Raw genomic sequence first — 20,922 nt, 5'->3', positions numbered from 1 at the left:
GAAATGTCATGGGTAGTCCAGCGAGTACTGCACGCGGGTTGCCACCAGGCCAGGCGTGGTGCCACCGGTGGAGTAGTAGCGTGCGGTGTAACGCAATGTCGCATTACCGCTGACGATCGGTACCACCTGCGAATTCTGCGAGCCCTTTGGCGCCGCCAGGTTCATTGGTGCCTGCTTATCGTTGAGCAGCTCCACCTGGACATTCTCGCTACCGCCTGCATCAACGATCAGGCGCCCCTCCGGGCTGATGGTCGGGCCAGATTCGAAATAGGTCGACACTTGGGTAACACCCGGGGAGCAATTGCTGAGATTCAGCTGGAAGGGCGTATTTCCGGCGGTTTGACCGGGGCTGGCAAGCAGTGCCGCGTTCACCGCTGGCAACGACACCGGCAGGTTGCCGTTACCACCATTGATTTGGCAGGTTGGCGCCTCTACCAGGCCGTCCAGGCTGATCTGGCCATAATCGGCCTGTGCTGCCTGCGCACACAAGAACAGCATGCAGCAACCTGCAAGCAACGACTTCGAGTTCATAGTCACCTTCTTTACTCATGGAAATGGCCAGGCATTGGCTGCCGGGCCCCTGCCGCTGGATGCGGCGCGGTGCAGTATCAGTAAGGTGACGCGGTAAAAATGTAGGCTGACTCAGCAGTCGGGGAGTTGAAAATTGCCCCCTCGAGGTAGGAAGCATGACCACGTGCAGACGAGACCATGCTTCCCACCGGGTGCCATCAGCGGGTGATGGTACGCAGGGTAACGAACTCTTCGGCGGCAGTCGGGTGAACGCCGATGGTCTCGTCGAACTGCTGCTTGGTGGCGCCGGCCTTGAGGGCAATCCCCAGCCCCTGGATGATCTCGCCGGCGTCCGGGCCGACCATGTGGCAGCCCAGCACTTTGTCGGTCTCGGCATCCACCACCAGCTTCATCAGGGTCTTCTCCTGGATGTCGGTAAGGGTCAGCTTCATGGCGCGGAAGCGGCTTTCGAAGATCTGCACCTTGTGCCCGGCTTCCAGAGCCTGCTCTTCGCTCAGGCCCACGGTGCCGATCGGTGGCTGGCTGAACACAGCGGTGGGGATGTTGCGGTAATCCACCGGGCGGTACTGCTCAGGTTTGAACAGGCGCCGCGCCACGGCCATGCCTTCGGCCAGGGCCACCGGGGTGAGCTGCACGCGGCCGATCACGTCACCGATGGCCAGGATCGACGCTGCGGTGGTCTGGTACTGATCATCGACCCGGATGAAGCCGCGCGCGTCCAGTTCCACGCCGGTGTTCTCCAGCCCCAGGTTGTCGAGCATCGGCCGGCGGCCGGTGGCGTAGAACACGCAATCGGCGAGCAACTCGCGGCCGTCGTTGAGGGTGGCCTTGAGGCTGCCATCTTCGAGCTTGTCGATGCGCTGGATGTCGGCGTTGAACTGCAGGTCCAGGCCGCGCTTTTCCAGCTCTTCCTTGAGGTGGGTGCGCACCGAGCCGTCAAAGCCACGCAGGAACAGATCGCCGCGATACAGCAAGCTGGTGGTGGCGCCCAGGCCGTGGAAAATGCCGGCGAACTCGACCGCGATGTAACCGCCGCCGACCACCAGCACCCGGCGAGGCAGGTCCTTGAGGTAGAACGCTTCGTTGGAGGTGATGGCCAATTCCTTGCCGGGGATGTCCGGCACCTGTGGCCAGCCACCGGTGGCAATGAGAATATGCTTGGCGCTGTAGCGCTGGCCTTGCACTTCCACTTCATTGGCACCGGTCAGCCGCGCATGGCCCTGCAACAGGGTGACCCCGCTGTTGAGCAGCAGGTTGCGGTAGATGCCATTGAGGCGTTCGATTTCCCGGTTCTTGTTGGCAATCAGCGTTCCCCAGTCGAAGTGCCCTTCTTCAAGGGTCCAGCCGAAACCTGCCGCCTGCTCCAGCTCGTCGGCTACGTGCGCGCCGTACACCAGCAGTTTTTTTGGCACGCAGCCGACGTTGACGCAGGTACCGCCCAGGTAGCGGCTTTCGGCCACCGCCACCTTCGCGCCGAAGCCAGCGGCAAAGCGCGCCGCACGCACACCGCCGGACCCGGCGCCAATCACGAACAGATCAAAATCGTAGGCCATGCATTCAGTCTCCTAGGCAGGCGCCCAGCATAACGCCGTTGGCGGCCGCAAACAAAAAAGCCACCCCGAAGGGTGGCTTTGCGGCCAGCAGGCTTGTCAGTAAGCCTTGCCAGTCTTGTAGTAGTTCTCGAAGCAGAAGTTGGTTGCGTCGATGTAGCCTTCGGCTCCACCACAGTCGAAACGCTTGCCCTTGAACTTGTAGGCAATCACGCAGCCGTTCTGCGCCTGCTGCATCAGGGCGTCGGTGATCTGGATCTCGCCACCTTTGCCCGGCTCGGTGTTGGCGATGATATCGAAGATATCCGGGGTGAGGATGTAGCGGCCGATGATCGCCAGGTTGGACGGGGCGTCTTCCGGCTTCGGCTTCTCGACCATGTTGGTGACCCGGAAGATGTCGTCACGGATCATGTCGCCGGCGATCACGCCGTACTTGTTGGTTTCCTGCGGGTCGACTTCCTGGATGGCGACGATCGAGCAGCGGAACTGGTTGTACAGCTTGACCATCTGGGTCAGCACGCCGTCACCTTCCGGGTTGACGCACAGGTCGTCCGCCAGCACCACGGCGAACGGTTCGTCGCCGATCAGCGGGCGGCCGGTGAGGATGGCGTGGCCCAGGCCTTTCATTTCGGTCTGGCGGGTGTAGGAGAACGAGCACTCGTCGAGCAGGCGACGGATACCGACCAGGTATTTTTCCTTGTCGGTGCCCTTGATCTGGTTTTCCAGCTCGTAGCTGATGTCGAAGTGGTCTTCCAGGGCACGCTTGCCGCGCCCGGTGACGATGGAGATCTCGTTCAGACCGGCATCCAGTGCCTCTTCAACGCCATACTGGATCAGTGGCTTGTTGACCACCGGCAGCATTTCCTTGGGCATGGCTTTGGTAGCAGGCAGGAAGCGGGTGCCGTAACCGGCTGCCGGGAACAAGCATTTTTTGATCATATACGTCCTTACAAAAGGCTAGGCCTGTGGAATTCGGCGCAGTCTAATCAGGCGGCAGTCACCTTACAATGCCCTACCGCTGGCCGACCGTTGGGAAGATAGAGATAACCCAGTGTAGATAGTTCCAAGGGAACGTAAATATTGCTGTCATACATGAACGTTGGAGGGCAGCAGTGGCGTTCGAGCGTACCGGCCTCCTCGCGGTTGAGCCCGCTGCCAGGATACTGCAACAGCCTTCGAAACTGTGCAGCCCCGGGGCGCAGCAGGCCCACCCGCGACGAGTCCGGTACAGGCCATCAGCTACCGCTGCCCTGGCCGATCAGCACCCCGTCCACCTGCTGCCCATACAGGTTCACCCCGTCGTTGGCGTGGAACTTCAACCGTGTCTTCTCGATGGAGCCCTCCACCAGCCGCGGGTCCTGCGGCCGTTCATGACGGTTGATCCAGGCCGCCACGTCCCAGGCCTGCTGGTCGCTGAGGCTGCCCGGCTTGCCCAGCGGCATGTTGTACTTGATGAACGACGCCGCCGTGTTGATGCGGTGCATCCCGGCCCCCCAGTTGTACGAGTCCTTGCCCCACAGCGGCGGCATCACGTATTCGCCGGCCACCTTCTGCCCTTCGCCATTGTCGCCATGGCAGATCGCGCACTGCTCGCGGTACACCTGCTGGCCACGCGTGAAGTCGTAGCCGCCCTTGGGCTGCGCCACCTCCGGGTAACCGCGCCCGGCAATCTCCACGCCCGTTGGCGCCTTGGTCGACAACCAGTACGAATACACTGCCAACGCCGTCATCTGCGGGCTGTCGGCGGCCGGCGGCTTGCCGTTCATGCTGAACTGGAAACACCCTTGGATACGTTCGGCGTAGGTGTTGACCTTGTCGTTTTTCTTGCGGTATGCGGGGTACATCGGGTACGCCCCCCACATCGGCGCGGAATGCGCCAGCCGGCCCTGGTCGAGGTGGCAATTGCTGCAGTTCATGCCGTTGCCCACGGCCCCAGGCATCAGCCGACGGGTATCGACGAACAATGCATGCCCCTCACGCACCATCTTGCCGAAGGCATTGTCGGGCAAGTCGCTTTCGGCAGGCGGCACGAACTGCGGCGCGGCCTGCACGCCTGGCACTTTCAATTGCGACTGGTCTTCCATGGCGATCTGGGCGGCCTGGGCGCTGCCCATGGCCAGCAGCAACAAGCTTGGCAGCAGCGGTTTCATGGCGTGACCTCCTGGCTGGCGGGGCGGGCGAAGAACTCGGCAATGGCCTTGACCTCGGCATCGGTCATGGCCTTGGCCACACCGACCATCAACTGGTTGGGGTCATTGCTGCGGCTGCCATCGCGCCAGGCGTTGAGCTGCGCCATCAGGTAACTGGCGGGCTGGCCAGCCAAGGGCGGGAAGTGCTCGCCAACGCCACTGCCGCCCGGGCCGTGGCATTGCACGCAGCCGGGGATCTGCCGGCTCCAGTCGCCGTACAGGGCCATGCGGGTGGTGGGGTCATTGGCGATCTGCTGACGGCGCAGTTCGCCGGCAGGGCTGGCCGGCAGGCTGGCCAGGTAGCTGCTGACCGCGTCGATCTCATCATCGCTCAACGCCTTGGCCAACGGCTCCATCACCGGCTGCTTGCGGCTGCCGCTGCGCCAGTCATGCAACTGTTTGCGCACGTAGCCGGCCGGCAGCCCGGCCAGGCGCGGAAAGCCGGCAGCGGCAATGCCCTTACCGTCCGGGCCATGGCAACCCAGGCAAGCCATGGCGGCGGGGTTGGCCCCGCCCTGGGTGAACACCTTCTGGCCATCGGCGGCATGCGCGGCAGGCCAGGCCAGGATCAGCAAGCTGCCGACCACGACACGTCTCAAGGGTGTCATCACGAATCTCCTTTTCTATTGTTATATGCTTAGGCCCAAAACATATAAGCAAAAGGAGCACGATCAGTTGCCCTGGATCAACTCCCGGAGATGCATTGGGTGGCCGCAGTGCGCACGTCGCCCAGGCGCAGCGGGAAGTTGTTCAGCCGTTCGTGCAGCTTGATGCTGCTGCCGCTGCCACGCTTGTCGATGTCTACCAGCGCCGCCGGGCCCGCGCCCGCGCTGAGCTTCTGCGGCACGATCAGGCGCAGGCCATCGCCACGCTGCTCTTCCTGCAGCGGGTCACGCGTATCGGCCAGCTTGTGCTTGACGCAATCGGCATAGGCGCGCGGAGACTTGCCAGAAATAACGTCCAGCGTTTCATGCGATTGTTCCAGCTCCGCGACACTCACGCAGCCACCCAGCGTCAGCGACAACGCCGCCACCATCCACTTCATTTGCAGCACCTCTGCCATCAAGAATCCGCTTCGACCACGACCAGGCGGTTTTGCTCCCTGCTTTGGCAGATTTATCTGCGCCTGGCCGAACAGCGCGGCAGTGTAACCCGACATCGTGGTATCGTTTGCCTTTGCAGAACCAATCCTTGCGGAGCATCACATGAAATTCGTACACCAGCGCGAGCACCTGAACGAGGACGACATCGTCGTCATCGAGTGCTCCCAGCGCTGCAACATCCGCCTGATGAACGACGCCAACTTCCGCAGCTTCAAGAACGGCGGCCGTCACACCTACCACGGCGGCCATTTCGACAAATTCCCGGCGAAGATCACCGTGCCCAGTACCGGCTTCTGGAACATCACCATCGATACCGTGACCACGCGCCCGATCTCGGTGACCCGCAAGCCAACCTTGACCCACAAGATCAAGATCGTCCGTCGTTCGTCGTCGAAACTCAGGTAAGGCCACCATGACCCAGACCATCAAGTACGTCATCAAATACAAACTCGACGGCCAGCGCCGCTGGGACTTCGCGCAGATGCCCGACGCCTCCCTCGAGCAAGCCCTGGAAGCCCTGCGCAAGATCCACGGCGAAGACGCCGAGAAGATCAGCGACATCCAGGTCAGCAAAGCCTTGTAACCGCCCCCCGCCGCACCGCTCGCCCGTGCAAGGAGAACCGCATGAGCCACTGGCCCGACCGCCGTATCCTCGACCTGCTGGGCATTGAACTGCCCATTCTCCAGGCGCCGATGGCGGGCGCCAGCGGTGCGCCCATGGCCATTGCCGTGGGCCTTGCGGGTGGGCTGGGGGCCCTGCCCTGCGCCATGCTCACAGGTGACCAGGTGCGCGCCGAAATCGCCGCCTTCCGTGCCGGCTGCCCGGGCCGGCCGCTGAACCTGAACTTCTTCTGCCACCAGCCGCCAGCGCCCGATGCCGAGCGCGATGCACGCTGGAAGCAGGCACTCGAACCGTATTACCAGGAAGTGGGTGCGGATTTCGCAGCCCCCACCCCCGTGTCCAACCGCGCGCCTTTCGATGAGCAGAGCTGCCAACTGGTCGAGCAATTGCGCCCGGAGGTGGTGAGTTTCCACTTCGGCCTGCCCCGGCGCGAGCTGCTGCAACGGGTAAAGGCCAGCGGTGCCAAGGTGCTGTCCAGCGCCACTACCGTGGAAGAAGCGGTATGGCTGGAAGGCCATGGCTGTGATGCGATCATCGCCATGGGCTATGAAGCTGGCGGCCATCGCGGCATGTTCCTCAGCGACGACATCACCAGCCAGATCGGCACCTTCGCCCTGGTGCCGCAGGTGGCCGATGCGGTCAGCGTACCGGTGATTGCCGCTGGCGGCATCGCTGACCACCGCGGCCTGGTCGCAGCGCTGGCCCTGGGTGCCTCGGCGGTGCAGATCGGGACGGCTTACCTGTTCTGCCCCGAGGCCAAGGTCTCGCCGGGGCATCGCCAGGCACTGGACAGCGCACCCGCCAGCGACACAGCGCTGACCAACCTGTTCACCGGCCGCCCGGCGCGCGGCATCAACAACCGCATCATGCGCGAGTTGGGGCCGATGAGCGAACTGGCACCGCGCTTCCCGCTGGCCGGTGGTGCACTGATGCCGTTACGGGCGATCACCGAGCCACAGGGCAACAGCGACTTCAGCAACCTGTGGTCGGGGCAAGCGTTGCGCCTGGGCCAGCACCGCCCGGCAGGCCAGTTGACCCGCGAAATTGCCGAGAAAGCGCTGGCCGTGGTCGGGCGGCCGGCCTTCTCGTAGGCAGGCTCGGCCTCATTGCGGCTGAACCCGCACCTACAGGGCCATCACAACATTCGGACGCTGTGCAGTACCGGTGGGGGCGGATTTACCGGCGAACAGGCCGGGCCTGCCGATGCCCCCTTCCAGGCCCACTGCCTATCGCTATATAGTTGAGGATATAACGATAAGCCCAAGGAGCTGCGTTCATGCGTACCCGCCTTCTCCACTTGGCTGCCACCGCCCTGGCCAGCTTGCTCACCCTCAACACAGCCTGGGCCGCCGAGGTCCAGGTTGCGGTCGCAGCGAACTTCACCGCCCCCATGCAGGCTATCGCCCGGGACTTTCAGCACGACACCGGCCACACGCTGATCGCCGCCTATGGCGCCACCGGGCAGTTCTACGCCCAGATCAGCAATGGCGCCCCGTTCGAGGTATTCCTCGCCGCCGACGACAGCACACCGGCCAAGCTCGAACAGGAACAGGCCACCGTTCCAGGTTCGCGCTTCACCTACGCCATCGGCACCCTGGCCCTGTGGTCAGCCAAGCCTGGTTATGTCGACAGCCAAGGCCAGGTGCTGCAGCACAACGCCTACCAGCACCTGGCCATCGCCAACCCGAAAACCGCGCCTTACGGCCTGGCCGCCGTCCAGGTGCTGGACAAGCTGAAACTCACCGAGGCCACCCGGCCCAAGCTGGTCGAGGGGCAGAACATCACCCAGGCGTTCCAGTTCGTTTCCACCGGCAACGCCGAGCTGGGCTTCGTCGCCCTGTCGCAAATCTACCAGGATGGCAAGCTTGCAAGCGGTTCGGCGTGGATCGTGCCATCGTCCCTGCACGCGCCCATTCGCCAGGACGCAGTGGTCCTTGAAAAAGGCCGGGGCAACCCCGCCGCCAAGGCCCTGGTCGAGTACCTGAAAGGCCCGAAGGCCGCGGCGATCATCAAAGCCTACGGTTATGAAATCTGATGCCGCTGGACGCCACTGACCTGGGGGCCATCTGGCTGACCGTGAAACTGGCCAGCCTGACCACCCTGATCCTGCTGATCGTCGGCACGCCGATCGCGTGGTGGCTGGCGCGCACGGGCTCGTGGCTGCGCGGCCCGGTGGGCGCGCTGGTGGCCTTGCCGCTGGTGCTGCCGCCCACGGTGATCGGCTTCTACCTGCTGATCGCCCTTGGCCCGCAAGGTTGGCTGGGCCAGGCGACCCAGGCGCTGGGCCTGGGCAGCGTGGTGTTCAGCTTCAGCGGCCTGGTGATCGGCTCGGTGATCTACTCCATGCCGTTCGTGGTCCAGCCGTTGCAGAATGCGTTCGCCGCCATCGGCCAGCGCCCGCTGGAAGTGGCCGCCACGCTACGCGCCAGCCCCTGGGATAGCTTCGTCCACGTGGTGTTGCCACTGGCCCGCCCAGGCTTCATCACTGCCAGCATCCTCGGCTTTGCCCATACCGTGGGCGAGTTCGGCGTGGTATTGATGATTGGCGGCAATATCCCGGACAAGACCCGGGTGGTCTCGGTGCAGATCTTCGACCATGTCGAGGCCATGGCCTATTCGCAAGCGCACTGGCTGGCTGGCGCCATGCTGCTGTTCTCTTTCCTGGTGCTGCTGATGCTGTACGCCGGACGGCGCGGCAAAGCTGGCTGGAGCTGACATGAGCAAATCGATTGTGGCGCGCCTGAAACTGGCCCGCGACGACTTTACCCTGGCGGTCGACCTGCACCTGCCCGGGCGTGGCATCAGCGCACTGTTCGGCCACTCGGGCTCTGGCAAGACCAGCTGCCTGCGGTGCCTGGCCGGCCTGGAACGGGCCGCCAGTGCCTATATCGAGGTCAACGGCGAGGTCTGGGAAGACAGCGCGCGCGGCTACTTCCGCCCCCCGCACCTGCGCCCGGTAGGCTATGTGTTCCAGGAGGCCAGCCTGTTTGCCCACCTGACGGTGCGCGGCAACCTGGAATTCGGCTGGCGCCGGGTGGCCCCTGCCGAGCGCAAGGTCAGCCTCGACCAGGCCTGCCAATTGCTCGGCATCGGCCATTTGCTGGCACGCCGGCCGGCGACCTTGTCCGGTGGCGAGGCGCAGCGGGTGGGCATCGCCCGCGCACTGCTCAGCAGCCCGCGCCTGCTGCTGATGGACGAGCCGCTGGCGGCCCTCGACGGGCCACGCAAGCGCGAGATCCTGCCCTACCTGGAACGCCTGCACGACGAGCTGGACATCCCCCTGGTGTACGTCAGCCACGCCCAGGACGAAGTGGCGCGGCTGGCCGACCACCTGGTATTGCTGGAGCAAGGCCAGGCGGTGGCCAGCGGCCCGGTCGGCGAAACCCTGGCCCGCCTCGACCTGGCGCTGGCCCAGGGCGAGGACGCCGGCGTGGTGTTCGACGGCCTGGTGGTGGGCCACGACCCACACTACGACCTGCTCACCCTGCGCCTGCCCGGCGCCCATGGGCCGCTGCTGCGCATCGCCCACCCGCCCCAGGTGATGGGCAGCACCTTGCGGGTCAAGGTGCAGGCGCGTGACATCAGCCTTGCGCTGACCGCCGATGGCACCTCGAGCATCCTCAATCGCCTGCCGGTGCGCGTGCGCCAAAGCCAGCCGGCGGCCAACCCGGCCCATGTGCTGGTCAGCCTGGATGCCGACGGCAATGCCCTGCTGGCGCGTATCACCCGCTTCTCGGCAGACCAACTCGGCCTGCACCCGGGCCAGCTGCTGTTCGCCCAGATCAAGTCGGTGGCCTTGCTGGGCTGAGCATCCACCGCGTGGCCGCTGTCCATTGATCAGTCAACCTGATCGAGGCCTGCTGCCGATGCCCGACTGCCCGCTCCCCGCAACGCTGCATTACGTCGATGACAGCCAGCCTGGCCTGAGCCGCCGACGCTGGCGGGACCGCTTCATCTACCTCGACGCCGAAGGCCAGCGGGTACGTGACCCGGACACCCTGGCACGTATCGCCGCACTGGTGATCCCCCCGGCCTACACCGACGTGTGGATATGCGCCGACCCGCAGGGCCACCTGCAAGCGACGGGGCGCGATGCCCGTGGTCGCAAGCAATACCGCTACCACGCCCAATGGCGGGAAATGCGCGATCAACACAAGTACGGGCGCATGCTGGCTTTCGCCCACGCGTTGCCGAAGCTGCGCAAACAACTGGAGGCGCACCTTGCCCGCCCAGGCCTGGATCGGGAAAAGGTCATGGCCCTGGTGGTCAGCCTGCTCGACCACACGCTGATCCGCATCGGTAACCAACGCTACCTGCGTGACAACAAGTCCTACGGACTCACCACCCTGCGCAACCGCCACGTGCAAGTCAAAGGCAGCACCATTCGCTTCCAGTTCCGTGGCAAGCGTGGCGTCGAACACAACGTCACCCTCAACGACCGGCGCCTGGCCAGCCTGCTCAAGCGCTGCATGGAACTGCCCGGCCAGGCGCTGTTCCAGTACCTGGATGAAGACGGCCAACGCCATAGCGTCGGCTCCAGCGAGGTGAACCAGTTTCTGCAACAGTTGACCGGTGCCGATTTTACCGCCAAGGACTACCGCACCTGGGCCGGCAGCCGCCTGGCCCTGGCCCTGCTGCGGCCGCTGGCCTGGGAGCCCGAGAGCGAAGCCCGGCGCCAGGTCAGCGCCATCGTCCGCCAGGTGGCCACGCGCCTGGGCAATACACCGGCCGTGTGCAGGCGCTGTTATATCCACCCGGCAGTACTGGAACACTTTGCCTTGGGGCGTCTGGCCAACTTGCCGAAAAGCCGCGTGCGCAAAGGCCTGGACCGTGAAGAAGTGGCTTTGTTGCTATTTCTTCAGGCACTTGAGGAACAGCCGGACCATTAACCTGGTCTATTCAGCCCATGATGCGAAGAAATTTCCCATTGGACGCCAAGCCCCCTATTCTTGCCACCGAGCACCTTGGCCGACAAACCGCTGGCGGTTTGCTTCGGCACCTGCGACTGAAGACACGCAACAGAATTTGTCTGTCGGGGAATTACTATCCGCCGAAAGCGTCTTTAATGAGAAGGAAGAGGGACCAGCTCCCGCCGCCGCGGCAACTAGCCCGACGGACTTTTACATCACCAAGGAGAACTACATGCTGATACTCACCCGTAAGGTTGGCGAAAGCATCGTCATCAATGATGACATCAAAGTCACCATTCTGGGCGTCAAGGGGATGCAGGTGAGGATCGGTATCGATGCACCGAAAGATGTCCAGGTCCATCGTGAAGAGATCTTCAAGCGTATCCAGGCCGGCAGCCCGGCCCCGGAAAAGCACGACGACTCGCACTGAGCGACCCGCCTCAAGCCGCACGGACGCGCTTGACCGCCCCGCGCCTCAGGTGCCGAGCAGTTCGCGCACCTTGGCGATCATACCGTCGATGTCGAACGGCTTGTCGAACACCGCGGCGAACAGTTCCGGGCGCCCCTGGTTGGCTTGCGCCCCACTCATGAGGATGACCGGCAGGTCGCTCAGGTCCGGGTCCTGGCGCATCGAACGCACCAGTTCCTCACCGTTGAGCAGCGGCATCATGTAGTCGGTAATTACCAGTTGAACGCGCTTTTCCTTCAGCGCTTCCAGGGCCTTCAAGCCATTGCTGGCCTTTTCTACCAGAAAGCCTTCGTCCTCCAGGGCAAAACCGAGGATATCGGCAATCAGGTATTCGTCATCGACGATCAGGATGGTGTTCATTGGCCCGCCCCGTCAGCCACTTCCCTGTGGCACCGGCGTTCCTGAAAGCACTCCACAGGCGCCTTCGAACGCCTTGCGCAAGGTAAGGCCTTGTGGCCCGATCTGCAGCTCGTGCAAGGCCGGGTCGTGATGGCTGTCACGCACCTTGAGGATCGACAACATACGCCGCAGCTGCGAATCCAGCTCGACGAAACGCATCAGCATCAGGTTGTCGACGATGCTCGACAGGTCTGGCGCCGGGGCGCTGATTTCCGCGCCGAAGATATCGCGCATTTCCCAGGTGAGCATCACGCTGACGTCACGCGCGCGCAGCTCGCCGGTCAAGGCGCGGAAAAATGCATTGAGCCGCGCCGGGTCGATGGCCAGGCGGCTGAACGCCCCCAGGCTGTCGATCAGCACGCGCTTACTGCCTTGTGCCTCGACCCGCTCCAGCAGGCGCGCCCCGACCTGATCGAGCAGGCCTTCTGTGGTTGGCTGCCAGCACAGCTGCAGGCTGCCGCGCTGCTCCATCGCGACAAAATCGTGCCCCAACGACGCGGCCTTGATACGCAAGCGTTCCGGCGTTTCGTAGAAGCCGAAATGCAGCCCCGGCGCCTGCGGGCTGCTGGCACCGAGGAAGGCCAGGCCCAATGAGGTCTTGCCAATACCGGAGGGCCCGATCAGCAGGCTGACCGAGCCCGTGGCCAGGCCACCGCCAAGCATTTCATCCAGGGTTGCCACGCCGCAGCTGACCCGCTCCCGGGTGGCAGTGCCCGCAGAGCTGGGGTGGCCGAACAGCGACTCCAGGCGCGGGTAGACGTGCAGGCCGGCTTCATCGATGAGGCATTCGTGGCGCCCCGACAGCGCCGCACTGCCGCGCGTCTTGCGCAGCTGGATATGGCGCACGGCACGGCTGCCGTGCAGTTGCTCGCCCAGCTCGATCACGCCGTCGACCATGGTGTGCTCGGGGCTGCCCTCTTCCAGGCGCGCGCTGGTCAACAGCAGTACGGTGCAGCCGGCAAATGCCGCATGGCCTTGCAATTCGGAGACGAACTTCTTGGTATCCAGCGTGGTTTCTGCGCGCACGCGCGCATTGAGCACGCCATCGACGATCAACAGGCTGGCCTGTTGCCGGGCGATTTCCTGGCGCAGCAGCCGCACCACCGCATCCAGGCCTTCCTGCTCCAGGGTGTCGAAGGCACTGACGAACTGGATCGGGTCGCCGACCAGCGACGGGTCGAAGAATTCCAGGGTCGCCAGGTACTGGAACAGCCGCTCGTGCGACTCGCTGAGCAAGGTCGCCACCAGTACCCGGCCACCGCCGCGCACATGCCCGCAGGCCAGCTGGTTGGCAAGAATGGTCTTGCCGGCCCCCGGCGGGCCCTGCACGATGTAGGACGCACCGGCCACCAGGCCACCCTTCAACAACGCATCGAGCCCTTCGATGCCCGTCACCAGCCGCCTGAGTGCCTGAGCCATGGTATCTACCTGTCGAGTTGGCTGTGTGTCTGGTCCTGATAGATTGGCAAGTAAAGCTGCATGCAAGTTCCCTGGCCGGGTTCACTCTCGACACGGATCGCGCCACCGCTCTGCCTGGCGAAGCCGTACACCTGGCAGAGGCCCAGGCCGGTACCCTTGCCAAAGGGTTTGGTGGTGAAGAACGGCTCGAAGATCCGCGGCAGTACCGCTGGCGCAATCCCTTCACCGCTGTCTTCCACCTCGAAACGCACAAAACCGCCGTGCAGCCCTTCCACCTCGCCAGCCAGCTCGACCACATCGACGGTCAAGCCGATCCGGCCCTGCCCGGCAATGGCATCGCGGGCATTGAACAGCAGGTTGAGCAGCACCATCTGCAACTGCCCGGCATCCACCTCGATCAGCGGCAGGTCCGGTTGCAGCAGCACCTTCAGCTCGATCGAACCCGGCAGCGCATGCTCCAGAAGGCCGCGCGTGGCGGCGACAAGGCTGGCCGGGGCGACGCGAGTTACATCGAACGTGCGATGGCGGGCAAAGCTGAGCAACTGCTGGGTCAGTTCAGTCCCCCGCTGCCCGGCGTCGAGAATGTGCTGCAGCATGCGCTGGGCGCGTGCCGGGTCCTTGGTGGACAGGGCCAGGTGCGCCGAGCTGATGATGATGGTCAACAGGTTGTTGAAATCGTGGGCCAGGCCGCCGGTCAACTGGCCCAGTGCTTCCAGCTTCTGTGCCTGGAACAGCTGGGCGCGTACCGCGTCCAGTTGCAGCGCCGCCTCGCGGCGGTCAGTGATATCGCGGATGACCTTGGCCAGGCCAACAACCTGGCCAAGGTCATCATGAATCACATGCAGCACGGCCAAGGCCCAGAACTGCGTGCCATCCTTGCGCACCCGCCAGCCTTCGTCCTGCGCGCTACCCTGCTCCAATGCCTGCCGCAACAAATGCTCCGGGCGGCCCTCGGCACAATCCTGGGTAGTGAAGAACAATGAGAAATGCTGGCCGATCACTTCATCGGCGCGGTAGCCCTTGATGCGTTGCGCACCGGCATTCCACGACACCACATGGCCGGTCGGGTCGAGCATATAGATGGCGTAATCCACCACCGACTGGACCAATTGCTCATAGCGGTGGTCAGGCATGACGGGGTTGAGACAGTCGGCTGAAACCATGCAAACTCCACCGGTACGGCAGGAAAGGAAAAATACGCACCCACCAGCCTGCTCGCGCGTGGCTGGGCTCAGGGGTTGGCGCAGCTCAGTGTTCGGAGTCAACCGATACCGAGCCGATGCACCACGGCATCGTCACTTTGAGCAGCCACAGGCTGACCAGCAGTATCAAGCCACCACCGGCGAAGGCCATCAACTGCTGCGGCTGAGCGTGTTCGGCATCGAACCCCAGCATCACCAGGTACACGCCGAGGCTGAGCAGGCACACATAAAGAAAGGCGCCCAACACCAGCACGTGCGCGAACAGCAGCCGCCATAAAAGCCGTTGGTACAGGATACGCTGCGAAGCTTCGGATCGAGTCATCGCCGCACACTCATTGGATCCAATAGAAGAAGGACGGTGGCGCATTGACAGCAAGGTGTCAATTGCTCCTTCGACCGACCCCTTCTCTGTTGATCATAGGTGCTGTGGTTGACGCAACTATAACGATGGGTTATAAAGCGCGCTTGAATGCGAAGCCCTTCTGCTTAGAAGCGAGCCGGTCCTCACGACCCCTTCAAGCGTGCGAGTGTGGTGGAATTGGTATACACAGCAGACTTAAAATCTGTCGGCGTGAGCCTTGCGGGTTCGAGTCCCGCCACTCGCACCAAATTCCTTTGAAAAAGCGCCTTCAGGGCGCTTTTTTGTTGCGCGCCAACAAGCCTCGCCGCAGCTGCTAGAGTGGTGCATATATTGGTCCACTGGAACGCTGCCATGCGCTACTCACTGTTCGATGGTCAACGCGACATCCTTTTGTTGGTCGCCCGAGTGACACTGATGATCCTGTTCATCTTGTCTGGCTGGGGCAAGCTGACCGGTTTCGACGGCACGGTCGGCTACATGACCTCGCTGGGCGCCCCTGCCCCGATGCTGGCAGCAGCAGTTGCCGTGCTCATGGAATTCGTTGTCGGCATCCTGCTGATCCTCGGCTTCTACACCCGGCCACTGGCGTTCCTGTTCGCCCTGTTCGTGCTGGGCACTGCGTTGCTGGGCCACCCGTTCTGGAACATGGTCGACCCGGAGCGCAGTGCCAACCTGACCCAGTTCCTGAAAAACCTCAGCATCATGGGCGGCCTGCTGGCGCTGGCCGTCAGTGGCCCAGGGCGTTTTTCAGTAGACGGTCGCTGAATCACTCCTCTTCGCAGTCGTCGAACCACGCTGGGTGATCGCGTTCTTCGTCATCGAGCTCATCCAGCGTTTGTTCGTCTTCCTCGATGTCATCCTCGATGCCTCGGGCATCGGCTTCTGCTTCACTGTCGTCGTACAGGAATTCGTGATCAAGCAGGTGATCATGCTCGGGTTCGTGCAGGTCGTCTTCGTCGTGCATGCTGGCTCCTGGGCTCGTGGCAGGCCTGTATAGGCTGATCAACCGCGCAGGTCAATGCATTACCGTTTAATGCTGGGTTAACCGGCCGAGTCCAACCTGCAGGCTCTCCCTTCAAACGTTGCTTGCCCGCCTTTCCCGGCGGGCTTTTTTATGGCTGCCACCCTCCCCCTGTCCAATGCAGGAAAATCACAGGGAACCCGGCCCATGCTGGCCACGCTCGCAAATGATGCAGGACCTTTGTTTTTCAAGGAGAGCATCCATGACTGTAAACATCGACACCCTGATCATTACCACCCCCGTAGCCAAATCCGCCACCGACCCGGTCGCCCTGGAATTGACCGGCGCCCAGGCGCTGGCCACGCTGCCCGAGGTGGTTGCCCGCCTGAGTGATGGCTCGGTGCGCCTGACCGCCCCGACCAAGGGCGCCTCCAGCAAAAGCACCCACCGCACCCGCTGCGAGTGGAAGGAGCCCGTCTACTGGGCACTGAACAGCGCCGCCCGGCACCGCAACCACCAGACCATGGTGCTGGAGAAGGTCAACCTGGCGCAGAAAGTGGTGATTGCCCAGTTGCATGTCAAAGACGATGACAGCCCACCTATCAAGGTGTTCTGGAACAAGGCCAGAATAACCGTCGGTTTCCGTACCGAGTTCAACCAGCTCACTACCAGCAGCAGCACGGTACTGACCGACGTCCCGCTGGGGGCGCGCTTCGACATCACCATCGAGGTAACGGCGGCCGGCGCCTGCACGGTCAGCGCCAGCTGCAATGGCCGCACCGGCACGACCTCGGGCCTCCAACTGAACGATACCTGGGCCACGCGCACGCTGAACTTCCATGGCGGGGTGTACAACCAGGTGGACTATACCGATACCACGCCGCCCGAAGACGGCTCGGTGTGCGTGATCAGCCAACTGGACCTGAGCCATGCGTGACACCCCTATCACCTGAACTTCACAAAATACTGACATCCGGCTGGGCACACTGACCCTGCTCCCTATGTTCTTACAGCCCGCCGCATCCTTGCCGCGGGCTTTTCTTTTTGTGGCATACGCCGCGCCCCTGAGCATGACCTGAAGCAGTTTTCCCGTAGCGACCCAGAGCTATGCTTAGCCGGCGATAAGCAAGCCCATTCGGAACAGGAAACGGAGGCTCATATGAAAGCTGCTGTTGTTGCCCCAGGCCGTCGCGTAGAGGTGGTGGAGAAGACCCTGCGCCCACTCGAACACGGCGAGGCGCTGCTGAAGATGCAATGCTGTGGTGTGTGCCACACCGACCTGCATGTGAAAAACGGCGACTTCGGTGACAAGACCGGCGTGGTGCTGGGCCACGAAGGTATTGGCGTGGTCCAGGAGGTCGGGCCGGGCGTCACCTCGCTCAAGCCAGGCGACCGCGCCAGCGTGGCCTGGTTCTACCAGGGCTGCGGGCATTGCGAGTATTGCAACAGCGGCAATGAAACCCTGTGCCGCGAGGTGAAGAACGCCGGCTACACGGTAGACGGCGGCATGGCCGAAGCCTGCATCGTCAAGGCCGACTACTCGGTCAAAGTGCCCGACGGGCTCGACTCCGCGGCAGCCAGCAGCATTACCTGCGCCGGCGTGACTACCTACAAGGCGGTGAAGGTCTCCAACATCCGCCCCGGCCAGTGGATCGCCATCTACGGCCTCGGTGGCCTTGGCAACCTGGCGCTGCAATATGCCAGGAACGTGTTCAACGCCAAAGTGATCGCCATCGATGTCAATGACGAGCAGCTGCGCTTCGCCAGCGAGATGGGCGCCGACCTGGTAATCAATCCGCGTACCGAAGATGCTGCCAAGGTCATCCAGGCAAAGACCGGAGGCGCCCATGCGGCGGTGGTTACCGCGGTGGCCAAGGCTGCCTTCAACTCGGCGGTCGACGCCCTGCGCGCCGGCGGACGACTGGTGGCAGTCGGGCTGCCATCGGAAGCCATGGACCTGAATATCCCCCGCCTGGTGCTGGACGGTATCGAAGTGGTCGGTTCGCTGGTCGGTACCCGCCAGGACCTGCAGGAAGCCTTCCAGTTTGCCGCAGAAGGGAAAGTGGTGCCGAAGGTCACGCTGCGCCCTATCGAAGATATCAACCACATCTTCGAGGAAATGCTGGAGGGCAAGATCAAAGGGCGGATGGTGATTCAGTTCGAAGGATGACGTACACGTGCGCTGGCTGTGGCTGCAGCGCACGCTACCCCTTGATAAAAACGAACCAACCGGTGCCGCCTGGGCTCTAGTTGCTGGTAAGGGCAGGAATTTCTGCCTGGCAACCTGCCGGGCCTGAGATGAACGGTGGTTTGAAGGGGTGGACAGCATGACGGAAGAAGAAGCAAAAGACGTGCTCGAGCGGATCGAATACGAGCTCAGCCTTGGTCAGCCGCACACTGCGACAGAAATCGTCATCCACGATCTGGGCTTATGGGCTTATCTGGAAAAGACCAGCGGCTTCATCACCAGTGGCGGTGCGCTGTTCGATAGGCCAGTGTTACTGCAGCCGAAATGCGATGCTTCCTTCACGGTAGTGTCCAAGCCGTGAGTCGTAGCGCCTTCGCGAACAGGCGACTGGTCAGCTAATCGAGGTACAGACATGAGCATCCGCAGCTTGGCGAAGAACCTGCCACCCGACCCAGGCAATGAAGGCTGGGTGCTCGGTTGGGGCGTGCTGAGAGACCGCCATCCTTGGCATTTCGTCGATGTTTATGCCGACCAGAAGACGGCCAGGGCCGAGGCACAGCGCCGTGGTCATGGCTACGTGGTGGAGTTCGGTTCGCACCGCTTGGGGTCGGATGAATTCGTCTGTGGGGTAAACCCGCCTGAAGGCTAGCGCCTGCGCATGGACGAGGTAGCGGGGGCGCCTGGGCACCCCCACTTTCGATCATGCCAACAGACGTCGCATGATCAACTCGCCATCGATCACTTCGCCCGTCTCGACAAAGCCTTCGCAGACATAGAGACGTCGCGGAAACTGGGTCATGAGGGCACCTCCTTGTTCGCGGAAGGGAAAGACAGTCCACTGATCCGGCCGACCGAGGCGTGAATCTAGGGGCGTGCGCGACAAATATTCAAGCGACCGACCAGGCACTGCAGCGGGTGACTGGCCGATGCCCTACACCCGCCTGAAACTCGAGCGTCTCGTTGTTTTCGGCAGAACTCAGCAATGGCCTGGACGTCGCGCAAGACTACCCCGTGGCGACCTTCCGGCTGGGCGATCGCACTCCGCCAGCCAGGCAGCGAGCACGCCCTACGCCCCGGGCCATTGCCCGCGTCATCGTCTCTCCTGGGCGAGAATCAAAGCTTTCTTCGTGGATCATCGCTCCACCGGGAGCATAGACACCGATGAACATCTGGGTTGCGCCGGTTCTGGACAGCCGAACCTGAACATCGATTTGGGTTCCGTCACTCAACGTTTCGTTATGAGTTCTGGTGTGTAATACCGGGTCGCCCCACTGCCAGAAGCACTCGCCACGCTCCCTCGCCATCGTCCCAATGTCCTGAGTTATCGAGAAAGATGCTTCTTACAGCAACGAGCACACCGACTCAAGATTTTTGACGCCAAATAAATGGCTTCCGGACGACCGGGAAAGGCCAAGCACGTATCGAGTGAAACGGAACGATCAGCCTGATCGCAACTCGGCCGAATCATTGTCATCCTCATTGCCGAGGCCACACAGCTCGGGAGGGTTGAGCGTCGCGGCAAAGCTCATCCACTTCTCGAAGACTTCCCGATGATGGGCCTGCGCCTCTTTCCATGAAGGATCGCCAATACGTCCGTACGCGACTTGGTTCATGATCGACGAGGTTATGGCATCCAGCTCTCTCAGGAGCTGATATGCAGCAAACCTTTTATCTAGTGGCATGTGTCATCTCGCAAGGCAGTAGAACTCAAACTCGCAGCATCGCTGAGGTTTGGGACAGCTCTGTTCTGTTTTTGCTCCTTGTCAGCCGTCGGCTGCAAGGTCAACCAGGCGCCTGAAGCTGGCGAGCTCCTGCACAACAGGGAGCTTACAACATGTGCTCAAGGCCACGCCGCCTCGACGCTATCGCCAGGCTCTGGCAATGAGGAAGGATAACTGGTTGTAGGACTTAATTTTTTCAGCCCACAAAGAAAAACCCCGCAGACGTTAATCTGCGGGGCTTTCGAATGGTGGAGGCCGAGGTCGGAATCGAACCGGCGTAGACGGATTTGCAATCCGATACAAGAATCGCCGCTTCATGCCACCTAGGCGTCACCTTTAGTTCCGAAACGAAGCGCGAACGATACCCCTGCAGGCCGCATTCTACAAGGGTCGCCTTTTTAGTTTTGGAACCAATTTTCACCCCTCCTCTGGCGTTCTGCCGACCCTATCTCCGTTTCAAATTTACACCCCGCCGGGCCCCTCATACTTGAGCGCGCACAGCCGAGCACCGTGGGCAAATTCCAGCATGTCGGATAGACCGCCGTCGTCTACCTAGTAACGGCGATGGGCGGCAAAGGCCATTTAACAGAGCGCGGCGAGCCAGGCCGGAGTTAGGCTCAGGCGTCGACAAATTCCGATGTAAGCAAGACCCAAAAATTTTAGGGAAACCCTGAAGAAGACTTCCCGAACCTGGTGAAATATGCCGATCCCGTTGCCCGAGTTTCCCGATGAAGCAGATGAGCTTCGCTGATGCCGGATACACCAGCACGCGCAAGCAGACTCGCAAGGAGTTGTGCCTGATCGAAATGGATCAGGTGGTGCCATGGTAGGGGTTGATTACCCTGATCGAGCCTCACTATCCAAAAGGTGAAGGCGGTCGTCCGGCCTATCCGCTGATGGCGATGTTGCGCGTACATCTAAGGCCATCTGTGGTACTTCGACATGAAGGCACACATCGGTGCCGATGCCGAGTCAGGCCTGGTGCACAGCGCGGTGGGCACGGCGGCCAACGTGGCCGATCTCACCCTGGTCGGCCAGCTGCTGCACGGCAGGGAAACATAGTCTGTGGCGACGCGGGCTGTACCGGCGTGGAGAGGCGCAAAGCGCACACAGGGCGCCAGGTCATCTGGTAGGTCGCTGCCCGCCGCAGTACCTGCCAGAAGCTGGGCAAGCGCAATGCGATGTACAAAGCCAAGCGCCAGATCGAGCAGGCCAGGACGCAGGTACGCGCCGAGGTCGAGCATCCGTTTCGGGTGATCAAGCGCCAGTTCGGCTACGTGAACCCCTAAATGCAGCC

26 protein-coding genes, 1 tRNA gene and 1 pseudogene are annotated in these 20,922 nt (G+C 62.6%); 15 read left to right on the top strand and 13 right to left on the bottom strand.

Going from position 1 to position 20,922, the window contains the following annotated elements; all coding sequences use genetic code 11:
- Positions 1–6: 6 nt before the first annotated feature.
- The 6 genes from JKP78_RS23800 to JKP78_RS23775 all read right to left on the bottom strand — a co-directional run bounded on the left by JKP78_RS23800 (position 7) and on the right by JKP78_RS23775 (position 5,315).
- Positions 7–498 carry a fimbrial protein gene (locus tag JKP78_RS23800; RefSeq protein WP_186687109.1) on the bottom strand — a complete coding sequence of 164 codons (492 nt, stop codon included), beginning with the start codon at positions 496–498 and terminating at the stop codon, positions 7–9.
- A 230-nt stretch (positions 499–728) separates the two neighbouring features.
- Positions 729–2,084: a glutathione-disulfide reductase gene (gene gorA / locus JKP78_RS23795; RefSeq protein ID WP_200627860.1), complete on the bottom strand. Its 1,356-nt coding sequence runs from the start codon at positions 2,082–2,084 to the stop codon at positions 729–731.
- A 96-nt stretch (positions 2,085–2,180) separates the two neighbouring features.
- The gene (galU, locus tag JKP78_RS23790; RefSeq protein WP_013973181.1) at positions 2,181–3,020 is read right to left on the bottom strand and encodes a UTP--glucose-1-phosphate uridylyltransferase GalU; all 840 of its coding nucleotides are present in this window, start codon (positions 3,018–3,020) and stop codon (positions 2,181–2,183) included.
- Between the two features lie 296 nt (positions 3,021–3,316).
- On the bottom strand, positions 3,317–4,231 hold the full coding sequence (locus tag JKP78_RS23785; RefSeq protein WP_200627858.1) for a c-type cytochrome: 915 nt from the start codon (positions 4,229–4,231) through the stop codon (positions 3,317–3,319).
- Positions 4,228–4,878, bottom strand: a complete 651-nt coding sequence (locus JKP78_RS23780; RefSeq protein WP_200627857.1) for a c-type cytochrome — start codon at positions 4,876–4,878, stop codon at positions 4,228–4,230. Before JKP78_RS23780 ends, JKP78_RS23785 begins: the two co-directional genes overlap by 4 nt.
- Before the next feature lie 77 nt (positions 4,879–4,955).
- Entirely contained in the window at positions 4,956–5,315 is a 360-nt protein-coding gene (locus JKP78_RS23775) for a hypothetical protein (protein ID WP_170030434.1), read from the bottom strand.
- Positions 5,316–5,475: 160 nt separating this feature from the next.
- Here JKP78_RS23775 and JKP78_RS23770 point away from each other — a divergent pair, with 160 nt between their 5' ends.
- From JKP78_RS23770 to csrA, 8 genes are all read left to right on the top strand, one after another.
- Positions 5,476–5,778: a DUF1883 domain-containing protein gene (locus JKP78_RS23770; protein WP_004375922.1), complete on the top strand. Its 303-nt coding sequence runs from the start codon at positions 5,476–5,478 to the stop codon at positions 5,776–5,778.
- A 7-nt stretch (positions 5,779–5,785) separates the two neighbouring features.
- Positions 5,786–5,956: a hypothetical protein gene (locus JKP78_RS23765; RefSeq protein ID WP_170030435.1), complete on the top strand. Its 171-nt coding sequence runs from the start codon at positions 5,786–5,788 to the stop codon at positions 5,954–5,956.
- Positions 5,957–5,997: 41 nt separating this feature from the next.
- Complete coding sequence (locus JKP78_RS23760; protein WP_200627856.1) at positions 5,998–7,086, top strand: NAD(P)H-dependent flavin oxidoreductase; 1,089 nt, start codon at positions 5,998–6,000, stop codon at positions 7,084–7,086.
- A 185-nt stretch (positions 7,087–7,271) separates the two neighbouring features.
- A complete protein-coding gene (modA, locus tag JKP78_RS23755; protein WP_200627855.1) occupies positions 7,272–8,030 on the top strand; it encodes a molybdate ABC transporter substrate-binding protein in 759 nt (252 codons plus the stop codon).
- Positions 8,030–8,710 (top strand): molybdate ABC transporter permease subunit, encoded by a 681-nt coding sequence (gene modB, locus JKP78_RS23750; protein ID WP_170030438.1) that lies wholly within the window; start codon positions 8,030–8,032, stop codon positions 8,708–8,710. The genes modA and modB overlap by 1 nt, the downstream gene beginning before the upstream one ends.
- A 1-nt stretch (position 8,711) precedes the next feature.
- A complete protein-coding gene (modC, locus tag JKP78_RS23745) occupies positions 8,712–9,803 on the top strand; it encodes a molybdenum ABC transporter ATP-binding protein (protein WP_200627854.1) in 1,092 nt (363 codons plus the stop codon).
- Positions 9,804–9,861: 58 nt separating this feature from the next.
- Positions 9,862–10,884, top strand: coding sequence for a DNA topoisomerase IB (locus JKP78_RS23740; protein WP_186687091.1), 1,023 nt, complete (start codon positions 9,862–9,864; stop codon positions 10,882–10,884).
- A gap of 253 nt (positions 10,885–11,137) precedes the next feature.
- A complete protein-coding gene (gene csrA / locus JKP78_RS23735; RefSeq protein ID WP_004375914.1) occupies positions 11,138–11,335 on the top strand; it encodes a carbon storage regulator CsrA in 198 nt (65 codons plus the stop codon).
- 45 nt (positions 11,336–11,380) lie between these two features.
- Here csrA and JKP78_RS23730 read toward each other — a convergent pair whose 3' ends face one another.
- From JKP78_RS23730 to JKP78_RS23715, 4 genes are all read right to left on the bottom strand, one after another.
- Positions 11,381–11,734, bottom strand: coding sequence for a response regulator (locus JKP78_RS23730; RefSeq protein ID WP_186687087.1), 354 nt, complete (start codon positions 11,732–11,734; stop codon positions 11,381–11,383).
- 12 nt (positions 11,735–11,746) lie between these two features.
- A complete protein-coding gene (locus JKP78_RS23725; protein WP_186687084.1) occupies positions 11,747–13,192 on the bottom strand; it encodes an ATPase domain-containing protein in 1,446 nt (481 codons plus the stop codon).
- 5 nt (positions 13,193–13,197) lie between these two features.
- Complete coding sequence (locus tag JKP78_RS23720) at positions 13,198–14,355, bottom strand: two-component system sensor histidine kinase NtrB (RefSeq protein ID WP_200627853.1); 1,158 nt, start codon at positions 14,353–14,355, stop codon at positions 13,198–13,200.
- An 85-nt stretch (positions 14,356–14,440) separates the two neighbouring features.
- A complete protein-coding gene (locus JKP78_RS23715; RefSeq protein ID WP_200627852.1) occupies positions 14,441–14,716 on the bottom strand; it encodes a hypothetical protein in 276 nt (91 codons plus the stop codon).
- A gap of 201 nt (positions 14,717–14,917) precedes the next feature.
- Between JKP78_RS23715 and JKP78_RS23710 the strand changes: the two genes are divergently transcribed.
- Together JKP78_RS23710 and JKP78_RS23705 are read left to right on the top strand one after the other, a co-directional pair.
- A tRNA-Leu gene (locus JKP78_RS23710) sits at positions 14,918–15,002 on the top strand.
- Between the two features lie 104 nt (positions 15,003–15,106).
- Positions 15,107–15,520 carry a DoxX family protein gene (locus JKP78_RS23705; RefSeq protein ID WP_186687078.1) on the top strand — a complete coding sequence of 138 codons (414 nt, stop codon included), beginning with the start codon at positions 15,107–15,109 and terminating at the stop codon, positions 15,518–15,520.
- Position 15,521: 1 nt separating this feature from the next.
- On the opposite strand, the gene JKP78_RS23700 is transcribed toward JKP78_RS23705, so the two are convergent.
- Entirely contained in the window at positions 15,522–15,719 is a 198-nt protein-coding gene (locus tag JKP78_RS23700) for a hypothetical protein (protein ID WP_186687075.1), read from the bottom strand.
- A gap of 259 nt (positions 15,720–15,978) precedes the next feature.
- Between JKP78_RS23700 and JKP78_RS23695 the strand changes: the two genes are divergently transcribed.
- The 4 genes from JKP78_RS23695 (at position 15,979) to JKP78_RS23680 (ending at position 18,553) form a co-directional block, all read left to right on the top strand.
- The gene (locus JKP78_RS23695) at positions 15,979–16,653 is read left to right on the top strand and encodes a polysaccharide lyase family 7 protein (protein ID WP_200627850.1); all 675 of its coding nucleotides are present in this window, start codon (positions 15,979–15,981) and stop codon (positions 16,651–16,653) included.
- Between the two features lie 222 nt (positions 16,654–16,875).
- Entirely contained in the window at positions 16,876–17,886 is a 1,011-nt protein-coding gene (gene adhP / locus JKP78_RS23690) for an alcohol dehydrogenase AdhP (RefSeq protein WP_170030448.1), read from the top strand.
- Between the two features lie 157 nt (positions 17,887–18,043).
- A complete protein-coding gene (locus JKP78_RS23685) occupies positions 18,044–18,265 on the top strand; it encodes a hypothetical protein (RefSeq protein ID WP_200627849.1) in 222 nt (73 codons plus the stop codon).
- A 51-nt stretch (positions 18,266–18,316) separates the two neighbouring features.
- Positions 18,317–18,553 (top strand): hypothetical protein, encoded by a 237-nt coding sequence (locus tag JKP78_RS23680; RefSeq protein ID WP_200627848.1) that lies wholly within the window; start codon positions 18,317–18,319, stop codon positions 18,551–18,553.
- Positions 18,554–18,908: 355 nt separating this feature from the next.
- Here JKP78_RS23680 and JKP78_RS25195 read toward each other — a convergent pair whose 3' ends face one another.
- Together JKP78_RS25195 and JKP78_RS23675 are read right to left on the bottom strand one after the other, a co-directional pair.
- Positions 18,909–19,208 (bottom strand): hypothetical protein, encoded by a 300-nt coding sequence (locus JKP78_RS25195; RefSeq protein WP_225931887.1) that lies wholly within the window; start codon positions 19,206–19,208, stop codon positions 18,909–18,911.
- 135 nt (positions 19,209–19,343) lie between these two features.
- The gene (locus JKP78_RS23675) at positions 19,344–19,586 is read right to left on the bottom strand and encodes a hypothetical protein (RefSeq protein WP_186687063.1); all 243 of its coding nucleotides are present in this window, start codon (positions 19,584–19,586) and stop codon (positions 19,344–19,346) included.
- A 767-nt stretch (positions 19,587–20,353) separates the two neighbouring features.
- Between JKP78_RS23675 and JKP78_RS23670 the strand changes: the two are divergent.
- A pseudogene (locus JKP78_RS23670) lies at positions 20,354–20,902 on the top strand (transposase); the annotation flags it as partial.
- Positions 20,903–20,922: the final 20 nt, after the last annotated feature.

Origin of the sequence: Pseudomonas sp. LAM2023, assembly GCF_016620375.1 — a bacterium.
Classification (GTDB): domain Bacteria; phylum Pseudomonadota; class Gammaproteobacteria; order Pseudomonadales; family Pseudomonadaceae; genus Aquipseudomonas; species Aquipseudomonas anuradhapurensis.
This window is presented reverse-complemented; position numbering and strand designations above follow the sequence as displayed.